Genomic DNA, 21,920 nt, shown 5'->3' on the forward strand with positions numbered 1-21,920 from the left:
TAAAGTGCGGTTAGATCATAACCACATCAAATTGTTCTTGATGATAAAAAACTTCCGTTTTTATCTGTACTTGCTTGCCGATAAACACTTCTAATTCGGCTAAAATGCCGTGTGCTTCTTCGTTGATTAAATACTCTGCCACCGCACGCGAAGCATAGACTAAAAATTGCTCACAATCGTATTGATGGTGAATGCGCACAATCTCACGCACGATTTCATAACTGATGGTTTCCACCGTTTTTGCCATGCCACGCCCATGGCATGCTGGGCATTCTTGGCATAATACACGCTCTAAGCTTTCGCGGGTGCGCTTACGCGTCATTTCCACCAGCCCAAGCTGAGTGAATCCATTCACAGTGGTTTTCACCCTGTCTTTCGACAGCGCCTCGCTCAGCGATTGCAATACGCGTGTACGGTGTTCTTCACTTTGCATATCAATAAAATCAATGATAATAATACCGCCAAGATTGCGTAATTGTAATTGCTGAGCAATGGTTTGCGTAGCTTCAATATTAGTATTAAAAATCGTTTCTTCCAAATTGCGATGCCCAACGAAAGCGCCTGTATTGATGTCAATGGTGGTCATCGCTTCGGTTTGCTCAATAATCAAATAGCCACCCGATTTCAGGTTGACCCGCTTATCCAGCGCACGCCCGATTGCCTCTTCCACGCCATAGAGATCAAACAACGGTGGGCTGCCCGTGTAAAGGCTGACTCGCTCGGTTAATTCGGGCATAAACTCTTCAGTGAACGTTTTCACATCTTGATGGGTCAATTTGGAGTCGATACGAATCAGATCCAGCGGTGTGCCAACAAAATCCCGTAACACGCGCTGCGCCAATGCCAGCTCACCGTAAAGCATCGAACGTGTTGGATAACGCCCTTTGCGCTCCATCACCTTGCGCCACAACCGCTTGAGAAACTGCGCATCTTGCTTGATTTCCTCTTCCGAGCACCCTTCTGCGGCAGTGCGCACAATAAAACCGCCGAGTTCATCACAATAGCCACTGACTAAATCTTTTAAGCGCTGGCGCTCGCCTTCACTTTCAATGCGTTGCGATACGCCCACATGGCTATTTTCAGGCATAAACACTAAATAACGTGACGGCAACGTGATGTCGGTGGTCAACCGCGCGCCTTTGGTGCCTAGCGGGTCTTTGACCACTTGCACCACAATGTCTTGCCCCTCACGCACCAGCTCGCTGATATCTTTGACCACAAATTGTTGCTTTTCGCATTCATCAACGCATTCTGTGTGGGAGACAATATCCGAGGCGTGCAAAAAAGCCGCTTTATCTAACCCAATATCCACAAATGCCGACTGCATGCCAGGCAGCACGCGCATCACGCGCCCTTTGTAGATGTTGCCAACAATGCCGCGCTTGGCCTCACGCTCAATATGCACTTCTTTGAGCACGCCCGTATCTAACAGCGCAATACGCGTTTCATTTGGGGTGACATTGACTAACAATTCAACACTTGAGCTCATAGTATTTCCTAATAATTTCAATGATATTATTCTAACTCAAAGTGCGGTTGAGCAAAATCGACTTTTACAAATAAAAAAGACTAAGGCACGCTTAGTCTTCTTCAATCCCATTTCGCCTTAGCTGGCGTTAGCTTACTTGTATTGTAACTTAGGTGGCTCGTTGTCTTCGATCACCGCTTTGTCGATGATTACCTTCTCAAGGTTTTCGATCGACGGCAAGTCATACATCGTATCAAGCAACACGGCTTCTAGAATAGAACGCAGTCCACGCGCGCCCGTTTTGCGTGCTAAGGCCTTTTTCGCCATGGCTCGCAATGCGTCATCGCTAAACTCAAGTGCCACATTTTCCAAACCAAAAAGCGCTTGATATTGCTTAGTGAGCGCATTTTTCGGCTCGGTGAGAATTTTCACCAGCGCTTCTTCATCCAGCTCAGTCAGCGAGGCCACCACTGGCAAGCGTCCGATAAACTCTGGGATCAAACCAAATTTGGTGAGATCTTCAGGTTCGACTTTTTGCAGCAATTTGCTAACATCTTCTTTCTCTTTTTTGCCTTTCACCTCGGCACCAAAGCCAATGCCTGTGTGGACGTTTTCACGCTGGGCGACAATTTTATCCAAGCCCACAAACGCACCGCCACAGATAAACAGGATTTTCGAGGTGTCCACTTGCAAAAACTCTTGTTGTGGGTGCTTACGCCCACCTTGTGGTGGCACAGAGGCCACAGTGCCTTCAATTAGCTTGAGCAGCGCTTGTTGTACGCCTTCACCAGAGACATCACGCGTAATCGACGGATTTTCAGACTTGCGAGTGATTTTATCGATCTCATCAATGTAGATAATTCCACGCTCCGCTTGCTCGGGCTTGTAATCACAGCGTTGCAGCAGCTTTTGAATGATGTTTTCCACATCTTCGCCGACATAGCCCGCCTCAGTCAATGTGGTGGCATCCGCCATCGCAAATGGCACATTGAGCATGCGCGCCATCGTTTCCGCCAGCAAGGTTTTACCGCTACCCGTTGGCCCAATCAACAAAATGTTACTTTTACCCAGCTCAACATCACCTTTGACTTCATTACGCAAGCGTTTGTAGTGGTTATATACCGCCACCGCTAGCACTTTTTTGGCGTGGTCTTGACCGATGACATAGTCATCGAGGTGTTGGCGGATTTCATGCGGCGTTGGCAATTTTTGATTGGCGAAATCGTCTTTCGCTGGCGCTTCAACCGCACTTTCATCGTTGCCATCACCCGACATCAAATCATGGCACAAGTCGATACATTCATCACAAATATAGCCGTCAATGCCTGAAATTAAGCGTTCCACTTCGTGTTCATCTTTGCCGCAAAACGAACAACGACGCACTTGGGATTTGTCTTTATCATCTGCCATAATTATTCACTCACTGCTTCGTTGCGAGAGGTCAACACATCATCAATCAAGCCATATTCTTTGGCTTGTTGCGCCGACATAAAGTTGTCGCGATCGGTGTCTTTTTCCACTTGTTCTAACGGCTTACCACTGTGATGGGCAATGCGCTCGTTTAAGGTTTTACGAATTTTCAAAATCTCTTGTGCGTGAATTTGAATGTCACTGGCTTGCCCGCGATAACCGCCGAGTGGCTGGTGGATCATCACTCGCGCGTGTGGCAGTGCAAAGCGTTTGCCTGCGGCACCACCAGCAAGCAAAAATGCGCCCATAGAGCAAGCCTGTCCCACGCACAGCGTGCTAACATCAGGCTTAATAAATTGCATGGTATCGTAAATGGCTAAGCCCGCGGTGACTACACCACCTGGTGAATTGATGTAAAGGTGAATATCCTTTTCAGGATCCACTGATTCTAAATACAACAGCTGGGCGACAATCAAATTCGCCATATTATCTTCCACTTCACCACTTAAAAACACAATACGTTCTTTTAACAAGCGGGAATAAATGTCGTAAGAGCGTTCACCGCGGGAGGTTTGATCGACCACCATTGGAACTAATGCCATAAAATCCTCTTTTCGTCTCTTGATTAGTGGGGCTTATTTTAGCTTAAATTGGGAGAAAAATCCCAAAAACCGCACTTTTTTGCACCATAAACAAAAAGTGCGGTCACAGACCGCACTTTAATTACCGTTAACGCCTTAGGCTTGTGGGTTCATGATCTCATCAAAGGTGGCGGCTTTATCACTCACTTGTGCTTTTTCTAACACTTTTTCCACCGCTTGCTCTTCAAGCACCACATTGCGGATGTTGTTGAGCAATTCTTTGTTTGAGTTGTAGTATTCCACCACTTCTTTTGGTTGTTCGTAAGCGGCTGCAATGTCTTGAATCATCGCTTTCACGCGTGCTTCATCGGCTTTCAATTCATTACTTGAAATCACCGCACCGAGCAACAAGCCCACTTGCACACGGCGTTTGGCTTGTTCTTCAAAAATTTCGCGTGGCAATTGGAAATCTTTTGGGGCTTGGCCGCCAAAACGTTCCATCGCTTGTTTTGCCAACACATCAATTTCTTGCTCAACCGCCGATTTTGGCACATCGATTTCATTTTGCGCTAATAAGCCATCAATCACTTGATTTTTGACTTGTGTCATCACCGCATTTTTCAGCTCGCGCTCCATGTTTTTCTTAATTTCGGCACGCAAGTCAGCCACGGTTTTGGTATTCGGGCCAAATTTTTGCACGAATTCATCAGTCACTTCAGGCAATTCCATCTCTTCAACTTTTTTCAAATTGATTTCAAATTTAGCCGCTTTGCCTTTAAGATTTTCTGCGTGGTATTCTTCTGGGAAGGTCACATCAATCGTGAATTTTTCACCTGCTTTGTGACCAACGATGCCGTCTTCAAAGCCTGGAATCATGCGGCCTTGCCCCATTAATAAAACATAATCTTGCGCTTTGCCACCTTCAAAGGCTTCGCCATCTACGCTGCCGTCAAAATCGATAGTAACGCGATCGTCAGCTTTAGCAGCGCCGTCGATAGTTTTCCATGTAGCTTGTTGTTTACGCAACACGTTGACCATATTGTCAATGTCGGCTTCGGTGACGTCAACAACAGGTTTTTCCACTTTAATCTCTTCTAAACCTTTTAACTCCACTTCTGGATACACTTCAACGCGCGCTTTGAACACGAAATCTTTGCCAAGTTCATATTGCTCAGGCTCAAACGTTGGGCGGCCTGCAAAGTTGATTTTGTCTTGCATCACGGCATCGAAGAAACTTTTTTGCATTAAATCGTTCAACACATCTTGACGAACAGACGCACCGAAACGTTGTTCTAAAATCGCTGGTGGGATTTTACCTTTGCGAAAACCGTCAATGCGGGCATTTTTTGCCACACGTTTCATTTCTTCACGCACTGCCGCATCAATGTCGGCTGCAGGCACAGTAATTGTGATAAGGCGCTCAAGACCTTGTGTTGATTCTACAGAAGATTGCATTTTTTACCTCAAAATTCAGATGATCTCGGCGTCACAAAACTTATCGACAAACACCGAATGAATAAAATAGACGCTAGATTATACCGATTGAAACGAATTTCGTCGAGATGTAAACAGCGAAAAGCGGATATTTGTTTACTATTTAAACAAAAAAGCAAAGTGCGGTCGCAAAAAGTGAAAAGCCTAGACCACAGCTAGGCTTTTACGCAGGGAGAAAATTACAACCCTTTTGGCAGGCGGATTTTTTGCCCTGGGAAGATTTTATCCGCGTCTTTGATCACCTCTTTGTTGGCATCAACAATGGCGGTGTACTTTGCACCGTTGCCATAAGTACGCTCAGCAATTTTCCACAACGTGTCACCTTTTTGGATGATGTAAAACGCATCCTCTGAGTCTTCGACTTTTTCGCCACTGGCAACGGTTACCCCGTCGGCTTCTACTTTAGTAATGCCTGCAATATTGCCCGCCATCAAAATTGCTTTTTCAAGTGCGGTTGCATCTTTAGCTTGGCCTTCAATTTTCGCCACGCCATTTTCAACAGTTACATTGACGTTTTCTACACCAGGGTTGTCTTCACTGATGTGCTCTGTCACTGCTTTAGAAGCGTCTTCTTCTTTACTGAAGAGTTTTTTACCGATGTCACTAACAAAATCAAATAGTCCCATTTTTTTATCCTTAGCTAAAAGCGTTAAAAGTTCGTGTTATTAATACCGCACTTTGAAGGTTAAATCAATCATTACACCGAAAATGGATAGGCAATTGGCCCATGGGATTGATACCCCTCCACCTTAAAATCTGCCATCGTGACCCACGTTTCTAAATCCTGTAATGTTTTTATCTCTGGGTTAATGATCAGTTTTGGCAAGGGGAATGGCTCACGTTTAAGTTGTACATCACGCATTAATTCCAGTTGATCTTCGTAAATATGCGCATTGATAATTTTATGATATGCCTTGCCTGCTTTATGCCCCGTGATCTGCGCCATTAACGCTAAAAACACGTAAACTTGAATTTGATTAAAATTCAACCCTAATGGCACATCACAAGAACGCTGATAACTGGTTAAATAAAGTGTGTCGCCAAGTAACGAGAAGGTATGCGTATGCATACACGGGCGCAGGCAACCCAGCTCACTTTCACCTGGGTTATAAAAGGTAATGATTTCGCCACGGTCGTCAATGCCTTGGCGCAAGTGTTCCACCACTTTGGCAAGCTGGTCAACGCATTCGCCGTTAGGCTTACGCCAGCGACGCCCTTGCACGCCATAAACACGCCCCATATCATCTTCCCCTTTACGGTGAGGGCTTTGCAACCAATCAGGGTTAAGATTTGCGTTCGCATCCCAGGTTTTTGTGCCCAGTGCACGGAAGTCCGCTGCGTTGTCATAGCCACGAATATAGCCTAAAAACTCCGCAATCGCCGCTTTCCAATAGCTTTTACGCGTGGTAATCAGTGGGAACTGCCCGCCACCCACATCATATTCTAAATCCGCATTAATCACCGTCAAACAACGCTTGCCTGTCCGTCGATTTTCCACCCACTGCCCGTGGTCGATAATCCGTTGGCATAAGTCAAGATATTGTCGCATAGCCCCTCCTAAACCGCACTTTTACGTTGTTTATACGCCACCAGCATAATGGCTGCGCCAATGATGATCATTGGTAGAGAGAGAATTTGCCCCATGGAGACACTTTGGCCGAAGAAAAGGCCGAGTTGGGCGTCGGGTTCGCGGAAAAATTCCACCACAAAGCGGAAGATGCCATAACAGAGCAAAAATAGGCCCGCCACCGAACCCTGTGGACGTGGCTTTTTGATAAACAGATTTAAGATGATAAACAACACCACGCCTTCTAAAAAAGCTTCGTAGAGCTGTGATGGATGGCGTGGCAAATAACCACCTGATGGGAATAATACCGCCCACGGCACATCAGTCACTCGCCCCCAGAGTTCGTCGTTAATAAAGTTCCCAATTCGCCCAGCACCTAAGCCAAATGGGATAAGCGGTGCGACAAAATCAGCGGTGGCCCAAAAGTGGCGATGTTGCCATTTGGCGGTGAGCCACATGGCAATAATCACCCCTAACAAGCCACCGTGGAATGACATTCCCCCCTCCCACACACGGAAAAGGTAGAGCGGGTCTTGCAAGAAAAAGTCAAAATGATAAAACAATACGTAGCCAATTCGCCCACCTAAAAACACGCCTAAAAAGCCGTTGAACAGCAAATTATCGACTTGATCGACCGTCCAGCCACTATTGGGCTTTTTAGCACGGTGTACGGCGAGTGTGCGAGCAAAAATAAAACCAATTAAATACATCAAGCCATACCAACGCAATCCAATGGGTCCAAACTCAAAAATCACAGGATCAAAGTTTGGAAAGGCGATATATGAATTCATAACTATCCTTATTAGTTTAGTGCAGTAAAATTTTAGCAACTACAACCAGCAACAGCACAGCAAAAGCCTTTTTCAGTGTTGCCACCGGCAGCGTACTGGCAAGATTAGCGCCAATTTTTGTGGTCATAAATGACGTGAGCGTCAGTAAAATGACGGCTGGTAAATAGACATAGCCAATGGAATAGCCAGGCATCATAGGTTGATTCCAACCACTGATCATAAAACTGAGCATCGCTGACATACTTAAAAAGATCCCGCATGTTGAAGAGGTGCCGATGGCGCGTTTCATCTCAAGCCCGCGTGCGTTTAAAAACGGCACAATAAAGCTACCACCCGCAATGCCTGCAAAGCTAGAGAGTACGCCAATCACACTGCCGCCAATCAGGCACGATTTCGGCGTGAGCGGTTTATTGGCAGGCGCGTGTTTGATGGATAAAATCATTTTAAGCGCCAAATAAAGTACCATCAGCGCAAATAGTTTGCTGGTAATAGCTTTGGGCAAATAAGCCACAAACTGCCCTGCAATAAAAATCGAAACCACCAGTGCAGGAATCATATACTTGGCTGCCGCCATGTCCACATTACCAAGACGATAGTGCCGTAGTGCGGAGGCAAAAGACGTCATCATAATAGAGGCAAAGGTCGTCCCAAGCGCCACATTCATCAATTGCGCATCAGGCACGCCAACTAAAGGCATAATATAAAGCATAACAGGTACAATAATCGTACCACCACCGATACCAAACAAGCCAGAGAAAAAGCCCGCCACGGCGCCAGTTAACAAACAGACGATAATGACTGTTATCACTTATCCCCCCTTGGATTACGCTCATTTTCACGCTGAAATGAGCTAGGCACTTTATCCTCACCACGCCAGCGACGTGGGCGCTTTTTGTAATTTTTAGGCTTGCGCACCGCACTTTGCACCGCGCCTGTGGCCTGTTGCTGGGCATAAGCCATCACAGTGGGAGCGAACTCTTTCATCACTTTACGATACACATCCCGCTTAAACGCAATAACTTGACGCACAGGATACCAATAGCTCACCCAGCGCCAACCATCAAATTCAGGATGTTTCGTGGCGTTTAAATCAATTTTACTCTCCGCACAAATTAAGCGCAGCAAGAACCAACGCTGCTTTTGCCCAATGCACACTGGATTAGTATCAGGGCGAATCAGCCGCTTAGGCAGCTTGTAGCGCAGCCAGCCTTTGGATACGGCTAAAATTTGCACATCATTGGAAGAAAGCCCCACTTCTTCGAAAAGCTCACGAAACATTGCCTGCTCAGGCGTTTCGCCCTCATTGATACCACCTTGCGGGAATTGCCACGAGTTTTGCCCAAAGCGTTTGGCCCATAGCGCCTGTCCTTGGGCATTACAAATAATAATGCCTACGTTCGGTCGATATCCATCGAAATCGATCACGGTTATCCCTTTTTTCAATTCGTTTATAGCGCGATTGTTTCATATTCTGCTTGTGCTGACAACCAATTCGACGCCTGTGACAAAACGAAAGTGTGGTTTTGCGCGCCTGTCCACAATTTTTGTGGATAACTGTGTGCGCAATCGGTTTAACAACTGTGAACCTTTATCCCGTCTATTGGTCTAAATGCAGTAGTGGTGGGCTTTGCCTGCCAAAGTGCGGTTGTGCATTTTGGCAGGGTAAAATTTAACCATAGGTGAATTTGCCCACTATTTTGCACAGAATTTGAGATAAAAATGCACCACCACGATCATTAAACGATCCAGTAAACAATCGTGACTGGCTTATCCCCTTTTTTTGTGGATAACATTGTGCGTGAGTAGTTGAGCAACTGTTTATAGCGCTAAAAAATCCTAACCGCACTTTTTATTTTCAATTTAAATCAGAGAGATAAAAAGTTATTAAAGATGGAAGTCAAAGTGCGGTCATACTGATGAAATATCGCGCATTTTACCTCACGGGGTGTCATTGATATAATGACGACCATGCTAATACAATGTGATCCTGTTTATGGTAACCAAAGCGCCTGAAACTCAAACAGCCTTGCTCTCTCGTGCGCAGATGCTAGCAGGCCTAACATTAAGTGAGATCGCGGCAATGCACGATGTTGCCGTGCCTGCGGATTTGCGCCGCCATAAAGGTTGGGTGGGCACGCTATTGGAAATGGCACTGGGTGCCGACGCTGGATCGAAAGCGCAGCCCGACTTCGTAGCCCTTGGGATCGAGCTAAAAACCATCCCCGTGGATGGACAAAATCAGCCCTTAGAAACAACGTTTGTGAGTCTCGCGCCGCTGACAGATAACACAGGCGTGTTGTGGGAAACGAGCCATGTGCGACAAAAATTGCAAAAAGTGCTGTGGATTCCCGTTGAGGGTGAACGCCATATTCCACTGGGACAACGTCGTGTGGGCATGCCGATTTTATGGCAGCCCAGTGCCGAGCAAGAACAACAATTGGCACGAGATTGGGAAGAATTAATGGAAATGATTGTGCTGGGTGATTATGGCAAAATTAATGCTCGCGTAGGGGAAGTGCTCCAGCTGCGGCCGAAAGGTGCCAATAGCCGTGAACGCACGCGCGGTTTTGATGTAAAAGGAAATTCAATTCAAACCCTTCCACTGGGCTTTTATTTACGTAAAATTTTCACTCAAAAAATTCTACAGGATTTTCTCAATCGTTAAAGTGTAGTAAGATTACTACTTAGTGTGCGACGCTAATGTATTAACAAATAAGGAAATTAGCAATGGCAAAGAAAATTTTACTGGTCGATGACGATATTGAATTGACAGAACTTCTCTCAGAAGTGCTGCAACTTGAAGGGTTCGAGGTGGAAACAGTGTATAACGGTTTGCAGGCACTCGATGCCCTTAATGCCACCCATGATTTGATTTTACTGGACATTATGATGCCTGAACTCAACGGCATTGAAACGCTCAAGCGCATCCGTCAACATTACACTACACCGATCATTATGCTCACCGCTCGTGGCGATGACATTGATCGCGTGTTAGGTCTAGAACTTGGATCCGATGACTACATTGCTAAGCCGTTTAATGATCGCGAGTTGGTCGCACGCATTAAGGCGATTTTGCGTCGCACCGCAAATGCTAATGATGAAGCCAGTGAAAAATCCCATATTGATATTGACGAACATACACAAGTTGAATTTGCTGGGGTTACACTCTACCCTGGTCGCCAACAAGCGATGTATGGCAACCAAGATTTGGATTTGACAGGGACTGAATTTGCCTTGCTTTATACCTTAATCAAACATCAGGGCAAGATTTTGTCCCGAGAGTTGCTCAGCCTTGAGATTTTAGGCAAGCGTTTAGCCCCATTTGACCGCTCGATTGACATGCATGTATCGAACCTGCGTAAAAAATTACCTGAACGCAGTGACGATCTACCATGGGTGAAAACCTTGCGTGGGCGGGGTTATCTGCTAGTAACCGAAAGCTAATTTCACAAAAGGTGCTGTTATGGGGTGGCGGTTTTATCCAACGATAAACTCTATCAATTTTAAAATCTTCTCCCTATTTTGGCTGATTTGGTTCTCTTTCTTTGCGTTAATGGGCATCGCCTTTTTTATCCCTAACATGGATGCCCGTAACCTTAACGCCCTTTCCGAAGAAGATATTCATTTTTACCAAACCAAAGTGATCCGCCTCTCAACAGACAACACCTTACACGATCTGCAATATTTTGATCCTAATGCACCCGATACGGGGGCAAACAAAGATAAAGAAGACAAAAAGCAGACTTTCCATGTCGCTTTGGTCAATCCGAATAATTATGACGATGTGCTCGGCGCACCGAGTCAAGAACAAGCCAGCGCATTATTTCAATTTGTACGGGAATCCGCTGACCCGCTATCCCCTAAAAAACGTCGTTTTTCTAATCTTGATGTGGTTGGTCCTTTTGTATCATCGTACCCATTTACCGATGCTGAGCCGTATTTGCTCTATTTTATTGAAACGGTCAACCCACAGCGGGAATTTGTTAACTTTATCTTTGATCACCCACTGGTGATGCTCTCATTGCTGATGGTCACCTCAACACCGTTGCTGATTTTGCTGATTTTTAGCCTCACGCGCCCAATTAAACGCCTGCGCAATGCCGCCAATGACATCAGTAACGGGCATTTGCAAGTGATGCCAGAATTGGAAAAATCGGGTCCGCAAGAACTGCGCGAGGTGGGCAAAAGTTTTAACCAAATGATAAGCTCTGTGGATAACGTTATCCATTCACAGCAACGCCTGCTTTCCGACATTTCACATGAACTGCGCACGCCACTTACTCGTTTACAGCTCGCTACCTCTTTGCTTCGTCGCCGTAATGGTGAAACTAGCGAAGTGACTCGCATTGAAACGGAAATTGAGCGGATGGATAAAATGATCGCGCAGTTGCTGCAGATGTCGCGCCATTACTTCAAAATTGAAATCAACCGCACCACCTTCCCAATCATTGATATTTGGGAAAACGTGGTCGAAGACGCCTATTTTGAAAGCCAAGAACGCAACATTATTTTTGTCTTCTCGCAATTTGTCCAGCGCCCTGAAAAACTCTTTATGCTCGGCAACAGCGAAGTGCTCGCACGTGCGCTGGAAAATGTGATCCGCAATGCGTTTAAATATGCGAGCGGCGAGGTACATTTAACTACTACACAATTACATGGATCAAAGCTGGAAATCTTAGTTGATGACAACGGCAAAGGCGTGCCTGATAGTGAATATGAACGGATCTTTAAACCGTTTTATCGTACTGATGAAGCGCGTGCACGCACCACAGGTGGAACAGGGCTGGGCTTGTCGATTGTAGCTAATGCCATTGAACAGCACGGCGGCAGTGTAAAAGCGAGCAAAAGCCCGCTCGGTGGTCTACGCATTCAGATTATCCTGCCCATTAAAAGCTAAAATTCAGAGATAAAAAAACCGCACTTTTATCAAAGTGCGGTCGAACTTTATCAATTAATTACAGTACGTTGCGACAGTTGAGATCGTCAAACGATTGTTCCAAACGTTTAGACATTGACTCTTCCATTTTGCGCAACCATACGCGTGGGTCGTAGTATTTTTTATTTGGTGCATCTTCACCTGTTGGATTGCCCAATTGGCCTTGCAAATACGCCTCGTTGGCTTTGTAGTACTGCAAGATACCGTTCCAAGAGGCCCATTGTGTGTCGGTATCGATGTTCATTTTCACCACACCATAGCCTACGGCTTCTTGAATTTCTTCATGAGTTGAACCCGAACCACCGTGGAACACATAAGAAACTGGTTTTTCATCGCTTAAGCCGTGTTTTTCACGGATGTAATCTTGACCTGCTTTCAAAATTTTCGGGGTCAATTTCACATTACCTGGTTTATACACGCCGTGTACGTTACCAAATGCGGCCGCAACAGTGAAACGTGGGCTGATTTTTGACAGCTCAGTATAAACGTAGTCAATCTCTTCTGGTTTAGAGTACAAATCCATTGGATCGCGATCTGAGTTATCCACACCGTCTTCCTCACCACCAGTGATGCCCAGTTCAATTTCCAACGTCATGCCAATTTTAGACATACGCTCAAGATATTTTTTACAGATTGCCATATTTTCTTCTAACGGCTCTTCGGAAAGATCGATCATGTGAGAAGAAAAGAGCGGTTTGCCTGTTTCCGCAAAGTGTTTTTCACCTGCATCAAGCATACCATCAATCCATGGTAGCAATTTTTTCGCACAGTGGTCAGTGTGCAAAATCACTGGCACGCCGTAGTGCTCCGCCATTTGGTGAACGTGTTTAGCGCCTGCAATCGCGCCTAACACGTCGGCACGTTGACCTTCTGGCAACTTAATGCCTTTGCCTGCATAGAACGCCGCGCCACCATTTGAGAATTGCACAATCACAGGCGCTTTTACACGTGCGGCCGTTTCTAGCACAGCATTGATAGAGTCAGAACCAACGCAGTTCACCGCTGGCAACGCAAAGTTGTTTTCTTTGGCCACTTTAAAGACTTTTTGTACATCATCACCTGTCAACACGCCAGGTTTTACGAAATCGAAAATTTTAGACATAGTCATATCCTTCTAGAAAGGGAAGGCGAGTGTGTCTCGCCTTGTATTATTAAGCTAGTTATTTGGCGCGTTCTTCTAAAATCGCAACGGCAGGTAATACTTTACCTTCCACAAATTCTAAGAAGGCACCACCACCGGTTGAAATATAAGAAATTTTATCGCCGATGCCGAAGAGATCAATTGCTGCTAAGGTGTCCCCACCCCCAGCGATAGAAAACGCATCACTTTCCGCAATGGCACGGGCAACAATTTCAGTTCCTTTGCGGAAATTCGGGAACTCAAAGACGCCCACAGGGCCATTCCATAAAATGGTTTTGGCGCCACGGATGATTTCAGCCAATTTTTCTGCTGACTTGTCACCCAAATCCATAATTTCTTCATCATCTTGCACGTCAGTTGCAGGTTTCACGGTTGCTGGTGCGGTTTCAGAAAATTCTTTACCCACGCGCACATCGGTTGGCATTGGAATATCAGATTCACCCAACAAGCGTTTTGCTTCAGGGATCAAATCAGGCTCATGCAATGATTTACCCACATTCAAGCCTTGTGCCGCCACAAAGGTATTAGAGATGCCACCACCGACGATCAATTGGTCAGCGATTTTTGCCAAAGAATCCAACACGGTTAATTTAGTTGACACTTTTGAACCGCCAACAATAGCCACCATTGGGCGTGCAGGGTTTTTCAGTGCTTTGCCCAAGGCATCTAATTCATTCGCCAGTAGAGGGCCTGCGCAGGCAATCGGCGCAAATTTAGCTACACCGTGGGTTGAGGCTTGTGCGCGGTGTGCGGTGCCGAACGCGTCCATCACAAACACATCGCACAGTGCGGCATATTGTTTGGCTAAATCATCCGCATCTTTTTTCTCACCCTTGTTAAAACGCACGTTTTCTAACACAACCAGTTCGTTAGGTTTCACATCAACGCCGTTTAAATAGTCTTTTTCTAAGCGCACTGGCACATCCAACACCTTATTCAGATAATCCACCACAGGTTGTAAAGAGAACTCAGCATTGTATTCCCCTTCCGTTGGGCGGCCGAAGTGGGAGGTCACCATCACGCTTGCGCCTTGTTCTAACGCGCGTTTAATGGTTGGGATAGATGCTTTAATACGCGCATCGGATGTCACTTTGCCATCTTTGACAGGCACGTTTAAATCTGAACGAATCAACACACGTTTGCCACTCAGATCTAAATCGGTCATTTTAATTACTGACATAATAAGTCCTCTTTTGGTTAAAAATAAAAATCAATACTGCTAAATTATAACAACTTCATCTTTCATCTCAATGTAAAATGCGCACAACAGGCCATTATTTTAAACAATTAAATAATTCCTTGATTAACGTCAAAACCGCACTTTACTATTTCATCGGGCAGTCCATCGGCTGCCATGATAAATCGTAACAAATTTTCAGTTCTGTTTTACTCGCCGCCATGTATTTGCCCGCCAACTGCGGATTGTGTTGGCGCATAAAGCGAAACAAATCACCTTTGCGCAAATTTTCTTGTGGCAACGTGAGGCTATGAAAGAGGCGCGCAGTTTGTTCAAAATATGCCTGAGGTTGTGCGAATGCGCAGGCACCGTGTTTTTCCCACTCGCCTTGCAATAACTGCAATCCTGGCGACATCGTTAAATACTGGTTCAGCAAAGTGCGGTCAACGGCAGGCAAATCACCTTGGCAAAAACGAGGGTGATCGCCAATATCACGCGCTTTCGCACTTTGCGGCCACAGCCCGTGCACCACCCAGCCAAAGTGGGTTTTGCTGTTGCATTGAAATTGCACGGCTTGCGGCAAATTTTTGCCGTATTGCTCGCGCTGCTCAGCGCAAAAAGCAGGTGACCACGAGAGCACCAGCATATAATAATCCACCTTCGCGTGCGTATTTTGGCCGAGTTTGTCTTGCGCAAGAGAAACGTCATAATCGCGATTGGTGTCCTCCCTGACCGCACTTTGGCTTTGCTGATGCGATTGTGGCTCACTGGCAGGCTTAGCAGGCGGAGGGGTTTGTTGGCGAGAATAGAAAAGTGCGGTCACCACCACCGAGATGATAATTACAATAATGCGCACGGCTTGACGTAATTGAGCGGGGGTTAACTTCATTATGTTCCCTTAAATTTGGTTTTTCATTCGCTTTTAGATTATAATCTACGCCCTTTTTATCACCAACAACAAATTATTAATTTTGCCATGGCGTTATTCATCACAGAAAAATGCACCAACTGCGATATGTGCGAGCCTGAATGCCCGAATGAGGCAATCAGCTTTGGTGCGGAGATCTATGTGATCAATCCAGCCCTCTGCACCGAATGTGTGGGGCATTATGACACGCCTACCTGCCAAAAAGTCTGCCCGATCAACAACTGCATCATTACCGATCCTGCCCACGTGGAATCGGAAGAAACACTGTGGGAGCGCTTCGCACTGCTCCACCACAGCGATAAATTATAATTAACGGAAATACCAGCGCGACATCACCACGCCCGCATTCACCGCCGCATTCAGTCCTTTCGTCAACGGGTTATCAAATGACAGTACCACGGTCTCGTCCACCGCGCACGCTAACGCTTCACTGTTGTCTGTTAACACGAGTGCGAGCTTGTCTGCAAACCGCACTTTGTTAAGGGCACTGGCCTGTTTGTCTTGGGTTATCGCTATAACCTGATAGCCAGCACGTTGCAATCTGGCAATGCTCGCCGCAAGCGAAAGGCTGTCTACCACGCTAACGTGTTCTAGTGCCCCTTCTGCCACCCTCGCAGCGAGGGGGCTAGCCAGCGTGTTCGCATCTTCGCTAATCACCGCACCTGCGCCATAAAAGGCCGCCGCGCGCAAAATCGCACCCAATGTGTGCGCATTTTGTACATTATCTAACACCAGCACACAGTCTTGCCGTTTCGCCTGCGCAAGATAACGCTCCAATGCCATAGGCGGCGTTTTTTTCACTAATAAACACATTCCACCGTGATGTTCACTGCCGCTGACGAGTGCCAACTCATTGCTGCTGACGATATGATAGACCTTTTTTTGGCTGGCAAGAAAGCTCAGCTGCTCGCCAAGTTTGTGGCTCATTTCCACCGTTGCCCACAGCCGCACAATGCTTTCAGGGCGCTGTTTAAAACGAGCAAGGCAGGCTTCAACGCCATAGATTTTCATCTCTTCATCACGATTTTTGCGGATTTTTTCAGGCGCCCGTGGCGACAGGGGGCCGGTTTTTTTTACACCCACGTCACCTTTGATAGTCACTTTCACCTCACCACGAGCATTACGCCCCGCTTTTTGTGCCGCCATTTCGCTTTGCGCCCAGACAAAACCTTCTGGCTCACGCGCAGGTTTCGCTTTGCTCACGCCACGGCGCGGCTTGTCGTCTTGCTTATGCTCAAAACGGGGAGATTTTTTATCTGAAAAACGCTGTTTGCTTTTCGTTTGCTGGAATACAGGTTTGCCTTTATTAACTTGCTCGCTCATGGTGTCTTGTCTTGCTGGGATAGTAAAGTTTCAGTATAACAAATTTTTAGCACAAAGTGCGGTTTTTGATTTTTCTGTTAAATTACACCATTTCAGAGTAAACTAACCGTTTATGAATATGGCTTTATTCAGATATTATGCAAAATACTAACTATTATCATGCAATTGAACAGCTTAATCGTTTAGCGTTTTTGCCACAAAAAGCCAGTGATGTGGCGTTTATTGATTCACCAGCAGCGTTTAAACAAACACTGTTGGATTTGATCGGATCTGCGCGTCATCGTATTATCATGACCGCACTTTATTGGCAAAACGATAATGCTGGTCAAGAAATTCTCGACGCACTTTATCGCGCCAAAAAAGCCCACCCTGAGATGGACGTTTGTGTGCTAGTGGATCTCCACCGCGCGCAACGTGGGCGCCTCGGTGAGGAAGAGAGCCAAACCAACGCCCAGTGGTATGAACAACAACGCCTTGCGCACAACCTGCCAGCAGAGCAAGAAATCTGCTTTTGGGGTATACCGATCAATACCCGTGAGCTGTTTGGCGTACTGCACTTAAAAGGCTTTGTGTTTGACGACACGGTACTTTACAGCGGCGCGAGCATTAATGATGTCTATCTGCATCAGCATGAGCGCTACCGCTATGACCGTTATCAAAAAATCACCAATGCACCACTAGCCAATGCTATGGTCAATTTTGTGCAGCATGTGGTGCTTAACGACACAGTGGTCAAACGCCTTGATCATGGTGAAAATCTTGACCGCACTTTGCGCCCGCAAGTGCGTCAGTACCGTAAAACACTCGCCAGTGAAGGACAATACATTGTCCCAAATGGGCAAGCTCTAAGCGAAACACAGCTGCAAATCGCACCGATTTTTGGCTTAGGCAACCATAATTTACTCAATACAACTATTGAAAATTTATTCAATGTAGTACAGCAAAAACTGATAATCTGTACACCATACTTTAATTTACCTCGCTATTTGCAACATCAAATCAAACAATTGATTAATGATGGAAAACAAGTGGAAATTATTGTCGGTGACAAAACTGCGAGTGATTTTTATACTCCCCCTGATGCGCCATTTCACATGGCATCCGCATTACCTTATTTATACGAAATGAATTTATGCAATTTTTGTAAAAAGTTCCAAACAGAAATTACTGAAAAACTGCTCACGATACGGATTTGGCAACATAATGAAAATTCTTATCATTTAAAAGGTGTTTGGGTAGATAATGATTATATCTTATTGACAGGGAACAATCTAAATCCTCGTGCATGGCGTTTAGATGCCGAAAATGGGTTGCTGATCCATGATCCTGAGCATGAATTACTTACCGATACGAATAGAGAACTTGAAATTATTCGCTCACATACATCCATTTTGCACAACTATCAATTTCTCGATAGACTGGAGGATTATCCTGCACAAGTTAAACGTTTATTGACACGCTTTAAACGGATAAAAGCAGATACTATTGTCAAAATGATACTATAAAAAACGGCGCAACTTGCGCCGTTTTCAACGTAAAAGTGCGGTTATAGCCCGAGTTTTTTCTCCAAATAATGGATATTGCTGCCGCCACGATTGAAAGACTCGTCCTCCATAATCATTTCATGCAATGGAATATTGGTCTTTAATCCTTCAATAATCACTTCAGATAGCGCATTACGCATACGCGTAATCGCTTCTTCACGGGTTTCGCCGTAGCTAATTAACTTGGCGATCATAGAATCGTAGTGCGGTGGCACTGTGTAGCCATCGTAGATGTGCGAATCCCAACGGATACCAAAGCCGCCTGGAGTATGCAAGCGGGTGACTTTGCCAGGCGACGGCAAGAAGTTGCGTGGATCTTCCGCATTAATGCGGCATTCGATAGCATGCCCACGCACTTTGATGTCATCTTGCTTGAACGACAACGGCATGCCTGAGGCAATGCGCAACTGCTCTTTTACCAAATCAACCCCTGTGATCATCTCAGTTACTGGGTGCTCCACTTGGATACGGGTGTTCATTTCAATGAAATAGAATTCGCCGTTTTCATACAAAAATTCAAATGTGCCCGCTCCGCGGTAACCGATTTCTACACACGCATTGGCACAACGTTGTCCAATATCCTTGCGCAATTGGGCATCAATGCCAGGTGCTGGTGCTTCTTCTACCACTTTTTGGTGGCGACGCTGCATTGAACAATCCCGCTCAGCGAGATACACCGCATGTCCATGGGTGTCGGCCAGCACTTGTATTTCCACATGGCGTGGGTTCTCAAGGTATTTTTCCATGTAGACAACATCGTTATTAAACGCTGCTTTCGCCTCAGATTTAGTCATAGCAATGGCTTGTTCTAGTTCTTCAGGGCCACGTACCACGCGCATACCGCGGCCACCGCCACCGCCTGAGGCTTTGATGATAACGGGATAACCAATTTTTTCTGCCATCGCAAGATTTTTCTTAATATCACCACCCAATGGGCCATCTGAACCAGGCACACATGGCACGCCCGCGGCTTTCATCGCATTAATGGCAGAGACTTTATCACCCATTAAACGAATCACATCCGCAGTTGGCCCGATGAAAATAAAGCCTGAGCGTTCAACTTGTTCTGCAAAATCAGCATTTTCTGACAAAAAGCCATAGCCTGGGTGAATAGCATCAGCACCAGTCACTTCAGCAGCAGCAATCAATGCTGGAATGTTGAGATAGCTTTTACTAGATGGTGCTGGCCCAATACAAATGCTCTCATCGGCGAGCAAAACATGTTTTAAATCTCTATCTGCGGTAGAATGCACTGCAACGGTTTTAATGCCCAGCTCTTTACAAGCTCGCAAAATGCGCAACGCAATTTCACCACGGTTAGCGATCACAACTTTTTTTAACATACACTCAATCCAAGATAGTCAAACCGCACTTTTAAACAAAAAGTGCGGTTGGATAATTATTCAATAATGATCAGTGCTTGATCAAATTCAACCGCGTCGCCATCATCAACCAAAATCGCTTTCACAACACCTGCTTTATCGGATTCAATCCGATTCATCATTTTCATTGCTTCCACAATGCACAATGGATCACCTACTTTCACTTGGCTGCCCACTTCAATAAATGGCGAAGCTTCAGGGCTTGGTGAGCGGTAGAATGTACCCACCATTGGGCTGCGAACTTCATGTCCTGAAGGCGTTGCAGGTAGCGCTGGTGCTGAGCTTTCGCTGGCAACTGGCGAGGCTGGCGCAGCTTGCATAGGAGCAGCTTGTGGGAGGGTATATTGCACCGCTTGTGGCGCACTACTGCCACGGCTGATGCGCACAGACTCTTCCCCTTCGGAAATTTCAATTTCCATAATGCCCGACTCTTCAACTAACTCGATTAACTTTTTAATTTTACGAATATCCATTACGTTCGCTCACTTTTTGTTTATCAATTTCAAGCCAAAATAATTTCAGCCTTTAAAAATAACACTACGGTAATTTTGGCTAGACTACCCTAATTTCGGGAAAATTGCGATAAATTTCGTTGAAATTAGCCAAGATGGCGCACAATTTACCCTTTTTGCTGCAAATAATCAACGGCAAAACGCAGCGCATAATGATAACCCCGCGCACCCAAGCCACAAATCACACCGACAGCTTTATCACTCAAATAGGAATGATGACGAAACGGCTCGCGCGCGTGCACGTTGGACAAATGTACCTCCACAAATGGAATTGCCACGCTTAACAGCGCATCGCGCAGCGCCACGCTGGTGTGGGTGAAGGCTGCAGGATTGATGATGATGAAATCCACTTTTTGAAAACTTTGGTGAATTTTATCAATGAGTTCCACTTCGCTATTCGTTTGAAAGCACGCCAACGTCACGCCTAATGTTTGCGCCTCTTGCGCCATATTTTGCTCAATTTGTGCCAGTGTCAAGCGCCCGTAATGCTCAGGCTCTCGCTTGCCGAGCATATTCAAATTAGGGCCATTGAGTAATAAAATGTTCATGCCGTGTCCTTTTTAAATTTATGCCATTATACGCAAGTTTTATCAAATAACCGCACTTTTCTCATCATTTTCCACGAATTTTGTGACAAACTCGACATTAAAGTGCGGTGATAAATTCGCTTTCAAGCCCTGCGATGGGTAATGATGAACCTTTCCATGGGCGCACAAGCTGAGTTTGCATGAGATCTAAGGTGTCCAGCCCTGGCGTGGTCTTTGGCGTATATTGCGCCGCGATGCGTGCGAGTTGTGTCAGCCCAAAACTGGATTCAATCGAAGAGCTGATCACCGCCAGCATACCCTGTGCGTGGGCTTGCTCAACCAACTCAACACAACGCTCAAGGCTGCCAATCAGCGTCGGTTTAATCACGATGGCTCGCACCCATTCATTTTTTTGCACGTCAGAGTGCGGTTCGCGTACGCTTTCATCCCACGCTAACGCAATGCCCGTTTCACGCGCAAATTCAAGGCTCAACTGCGGTGTTTTGCACGGCTCTTCGATAAATTGAATACGTGCGCGGTGCTCAGGTTTGACGTATTTAGCAAACTGGCGCGCTTTTTCCAATGTCCATACACGATTAGCGTCAAGACGCAACTGCAAGTCAGGGATGGCTTCTAAAAACATATCGGCAATCAGCCCGTCACGATTCGCTTCATAAAGCCCGACTTTGATTTTAGCGACTTTTTCACCTTCAATTTTATCCAATTTGGCATAAAGCTCATCAGGATCGCCATAACACAACGGCGCACTGTGGGTGTTCATCGCCTCACCTAGCTTTCCGCTAAGCTCCGCCATCGCACAACTTAGTCCAAACGCCACCGACGGATAAAGCCCTGTGAGCGACATTTTTTCGCATGGGCAACGCAGCGCCGACCAATCTTCAAGCCATGCACGCGCCTGCACCAAAGCCTGCTCGAGCGTTTCCGCGCTGTATTCTGGCAAGGGTGCAATCTCACCCCAGCCTTCATGCTCACCGCACTTTACGTGAACCAGCAAGCCCTCACGCTGTTTTAAAAATCGGTTACGCAGCACCACCTGTGAATCCATTGGAATGGTGTAGTGATAAAGTTGATATGATCGCATAATCATTCCTTTTGCAGTCAAAGTGCGGTCAACCGCA

22 protein-coding genes are annotated in these 21,920 nt (G+C 46.0%); 5 read left to right on the forward strand and 17 right to left on the reverse strand.

What is annotated here, in order from left to right; translation table 11 throughout:
• Positions 1-10: 10 nt before the first annotated feature.
• From rng to rppH, 9 genes are all read right to left on the reverse strand, one after another.
• The gene (gene rng, locus HPC38_RS06035; RefSeq protein ID WP_208120383.1) at positions 11-1,489 is read right to left on the reverse strand and encodes a ribonuclease G; all 1,479 of its coding nucleotides are present in this window, start codon (positions 1,487-1,489) and stop codon (positions 11-13) included.
• A 132-nt stretch (positions 1,490-1,621) separates the two neighbouring features.
• Positions 1,622-2,878 carry an ATP-dependent protease ATP-binding subunit ClpX gene (clpX, locus tag HPC38_RS06040; protein ID WP_208120384.1) on the reverse strand — a complete coding sequence of 419 codons (1,257 nt, stop codon included), beginning with the start codon at positions 2,876-2,878 and terminating at the stop codon, positions 1,622-1,624.
• A gap of 2 nt (positions 2,879-2,880) precedes the next feature.
• Positions 2,881-3,480: an ATP-dependent Clp endopeptidase proteolytic subunit ClpP gene (gene clpP / locus HPC38_RS06045; protein ID WP_208120385.1), complete on the reverse strand. Its 600-nt coding sequence runs from the start codon at positions 3,478-3,480 to the stop codon at positions 2,881-2,883.
• 135 nt (positions 3,481-3,615) lie between these two features.
• Positions 3,616-4,914 carry a trigger factor gene (gene tig / locus HPC38_RS06050; RefSeq protein WP_208120386.1) on the reverse strand — a complete coding sequence of 433 codons (1,299 nt, stop codon included), beginning with the start codon at positions 4,912-4,914 and terminating at the stop codon, positions 3,616-3,618.
• Between the two features lie 218 nt (positions 4,915-5,132).
• A complete protein-coding gene (gene lysM / locus HPC38_RS06055; protein WP_208120387.1) occupies positions 5,133-5,579 on the reverse strand; it encodes a peptidoglycan-binding protein LysM in 447 nt (148 codons plus the stop codon).
• Between the two features lie 71 nt (positions 5,580-5,650).
• Entirely contained in the window at positions 5,651-6,502 is an 852-nt protein-coding gene (locus HPC38_RS06060) for a thymidylate synthase (protein WP_208120388.1), read from the reverse strand.
• Between the two features lie 8 nt (positions 6,503-6,510).
• Entirely contained in the window at positions 6,511-7,311 is an 801-nt protein-coding gene (gene lgt, locus HPC38_RS06065) for a prolipoprotein diacylglyceryl transferase (protein WP_208120389.1), read from the reverse strand.
• Positions 7,312-7,327: 16 nt separating this feature from the next.
• Positions 7,328-8,119: a sulfite exporter TauE/SafE family protein gene (locus HPC38_RS06070; protein WP_208120390.1), complete on the reverse strand. Its 792-nt coding sequence runs from the start codon at positions 8,117-8,119 to the stop codon at positions 7,328-7,330.
• Complete coding sequence (rppH, locus tag HPC38_RS06075; RefSeq protein ID WP_208120391.1) at positions 8,116-8,736, reverse strand: RNA pyrophosphohydrolase; 621 nt, start codon at positions 8,734-8,736, stop codon at positions 8,116-8,118. The genes HPC38_RS06070 and rppH overlap by 4 nt, the downstream gene beginning before the upstream one ends.
• A gap of 568 nt (positions 8,737-9,304) precedes the next feature.
• Between rppH and mutH the strand changes: the two genes are divergently transcribed.
• The 3 genes from mutH (at position 9,305) to cpxA (ending at position 12,208) form a co-directional block, all read left to right on the forward strand.
• Positions 9,305-9,976 (forward strand): DNA mismatch repair endonuclease MutH, encoded by a 672-nt coding sequence (mutH, locus tag HPC38_RS06080; RefSeq protein ID WP_208120392.1) that lies wholly within the window; start codon positions 9,305-9,307, stop codon positions 9,974-9,976.
• A gap of 62 nt (positions 9,977-10,038) precedes the next feature.
• Positions 10,039-10,755: a response regulator gene (locus HPC38_RS06085; RefSeq protein ID WP_208120393.1), complete on the forward strand. Its 717-nt coding sequence runs from the start codon at positions 10,039-10,041 to the stop codon at positions 10,753-10,755.
• Between the two features lie 19 nt (positions 10,756-10,774).
• Positions 10,775-12,208, forward strand: a complete 1,434-nt coding sequence (cpxA, locus tag HPC38_RS06090; protein ID WP_208120394.1) for an envelope stress sensor histidine kinase CpxA — start codon at positions 10,775-10,777, stop codon at positions 12,206-12,208.
• Positions 12,209-12,266: 58 nt separating this feature from the next.
• Here the strand turns inward: cpxA and fbaA are convergent, their stop codons facing one another.
• The 3 genes from fbaA to HPC38_RS06105 form a co-directional block, all read right to left on the reverse strand.
• Positions 12,267-13,349: a class II fructose-bisphosphate aldolase gene (fbaA, locus tag HPC38_RS06095; protein WP_208120395.1), complete on the reverse strand. Its 1,083-nt coding sequence runs from the start codon at positions 13,347-13,349 to the stop codon at positions 12,267-12,269.
• Positions 13,350-13,407: 58 nt separating this feature from the next.
• Positions 13,408-14,568, reverse strand: coding sequence for a phosphoglycerate kinase (pgk, locus tag HPC38_RS06100; protein WP_208120396.1), 1,161 nt, complete (start codon positions 14,566-14,568; stop codon positions 13,408-13,410).
• A 145-nt stretch (positions 14,569-14,713) separates the two neighbouring features.
• Positions 14,714-15,454 carry a ribonuclease T2 family protein gene (locus tag HPC38_RS06105; protein WP_208120397.1) on the reverse strand — a complete coding sequence of 247 codons (741 nt, stop codon included), beginning with the start codon at positions 15,452-15,454 and terminating at the stop codon, positions 14,714-14,716.
• A gap of 87 nt (positions 15,455-15,541) precedes the next feature.
• Here HPC38_RS06105 and HPC38_RS06110 point away from each other — a divergent pair, with 87 nt between their 5' ends.
• A complete protein-coding gene (locus HPC38_RS06110; RefSeq protein WP_208120398.1) occupies positions 15,542-15,802 on the forward strand; it encodes a YfhL family 4Fe-4S dicluster ferredoxin in 261 nt (86 codons plus the stop codon).
• Here the strand turns inward: HPC38_RS06110 and HPC38_RS06115 are convergent, their stop codons facing one another.
• Positions 15,803-16,816: a TrmH family RNA methyltransferase gene (locus HPC38_RS06115; RefSeq protein ID WP_208120399.1), complete on the reverse strand. Its 1,014-nt coding sequence runs from the start codon at positions 16,814-16,816 to the stop codon at positions 15,803-15,805.
• A 137-nt stretch (positions 16,817-16,953) separates the two neighbouring features.
• On the opposite strand from HPC38_RS06115, the gene pssA reads away from it, so the two are divergent.
• Positions 16,954-18,321 carry a CDP-diacylglycerol--serine O-phosphatidyltransferase gene (gene pssA / locus HPC38_RS06120; protein WP_208120400.1) on the forward strand — a complete coding sequence of 456 codons (1,368 nt, stop codon included), beginning with the start codon at positions 16,954-16,956 and terminating at the stop codon, positions 18,319-18,321.
• Positions 18,322-18,362: 41 nt separating this feature from the next.
• On the opposite strand, the gene accC is transcribed toward pssA, so the two are convergent.
• The 4 genes from accC to menC form a co-directional block, all read right to left on the reverse strand.
• The gene (accC, locus tag HPC38_RS06125) at positions 18,363-19,703 is read right to left on the reverse strand and encodes an acetyl-CoA carboxylase biotin carboxylase subunit (RefSeq protein ID WP_208120401.1); all 1,341 of its coding nucleotides are present in this window, start codon (positions 19,701-19,703) and stop codon (positions 18,363-18,365) included.
• 56 nt (positions 19,704-19,759) lie between these two features.
• Positions 19,760-20,215: an acetyl-CoA carboxylase biotin carboxyl carrier protein gene (accB, locus tag HPC38_RS06130; RefSeq protein WP_208120402.1), complete on the reverse strand. Its 456-nt coding sequence runs from the start codon at positions 20,213-20,215 to the stop codon at positions 19,760-19,762.
• A gap of 146 nt (positions 20,216-20,361) precedes the next feature.
• On the reverse strand, positions 20,362-20,802 hold the full coding sequence (aroQ, locus tag HPC38_RS06135; protein ID WP_208120403.1) for a type II 3-dehydroquinate dehydratase: 441 nt from the start codon (positions 20,800-20,802) through the stop codon (positions 20,362-20,364).
• 97 nt (positions 20,803-20,899) lie between these two features.
• Positions 20,900-21,889 (reverse strand): o-succinylbenzoate synthase, encoded by a 990-nt coding sequence (menC, locus tag HPC38_RS06140; RefSeq protein ID WP_208120404.1) that lies wholly within the window; start codon positions 21,887-21,889, stop codon positions 20,900-20,902.
• Positions 21,890-21,920: the final 31 nt, after the last annotated feature.

This window comes from Spirabiliibacterium pneumoniae (assembly GCF_014884995.1).
Classification (GTDB): Bacteria; Pseudomonadota; Gammaproteobacteria; order Enterobacterales; family Pasteurellaceae; genus Spirabiliibacterium; species Spirabiliibacterium pneumoniae.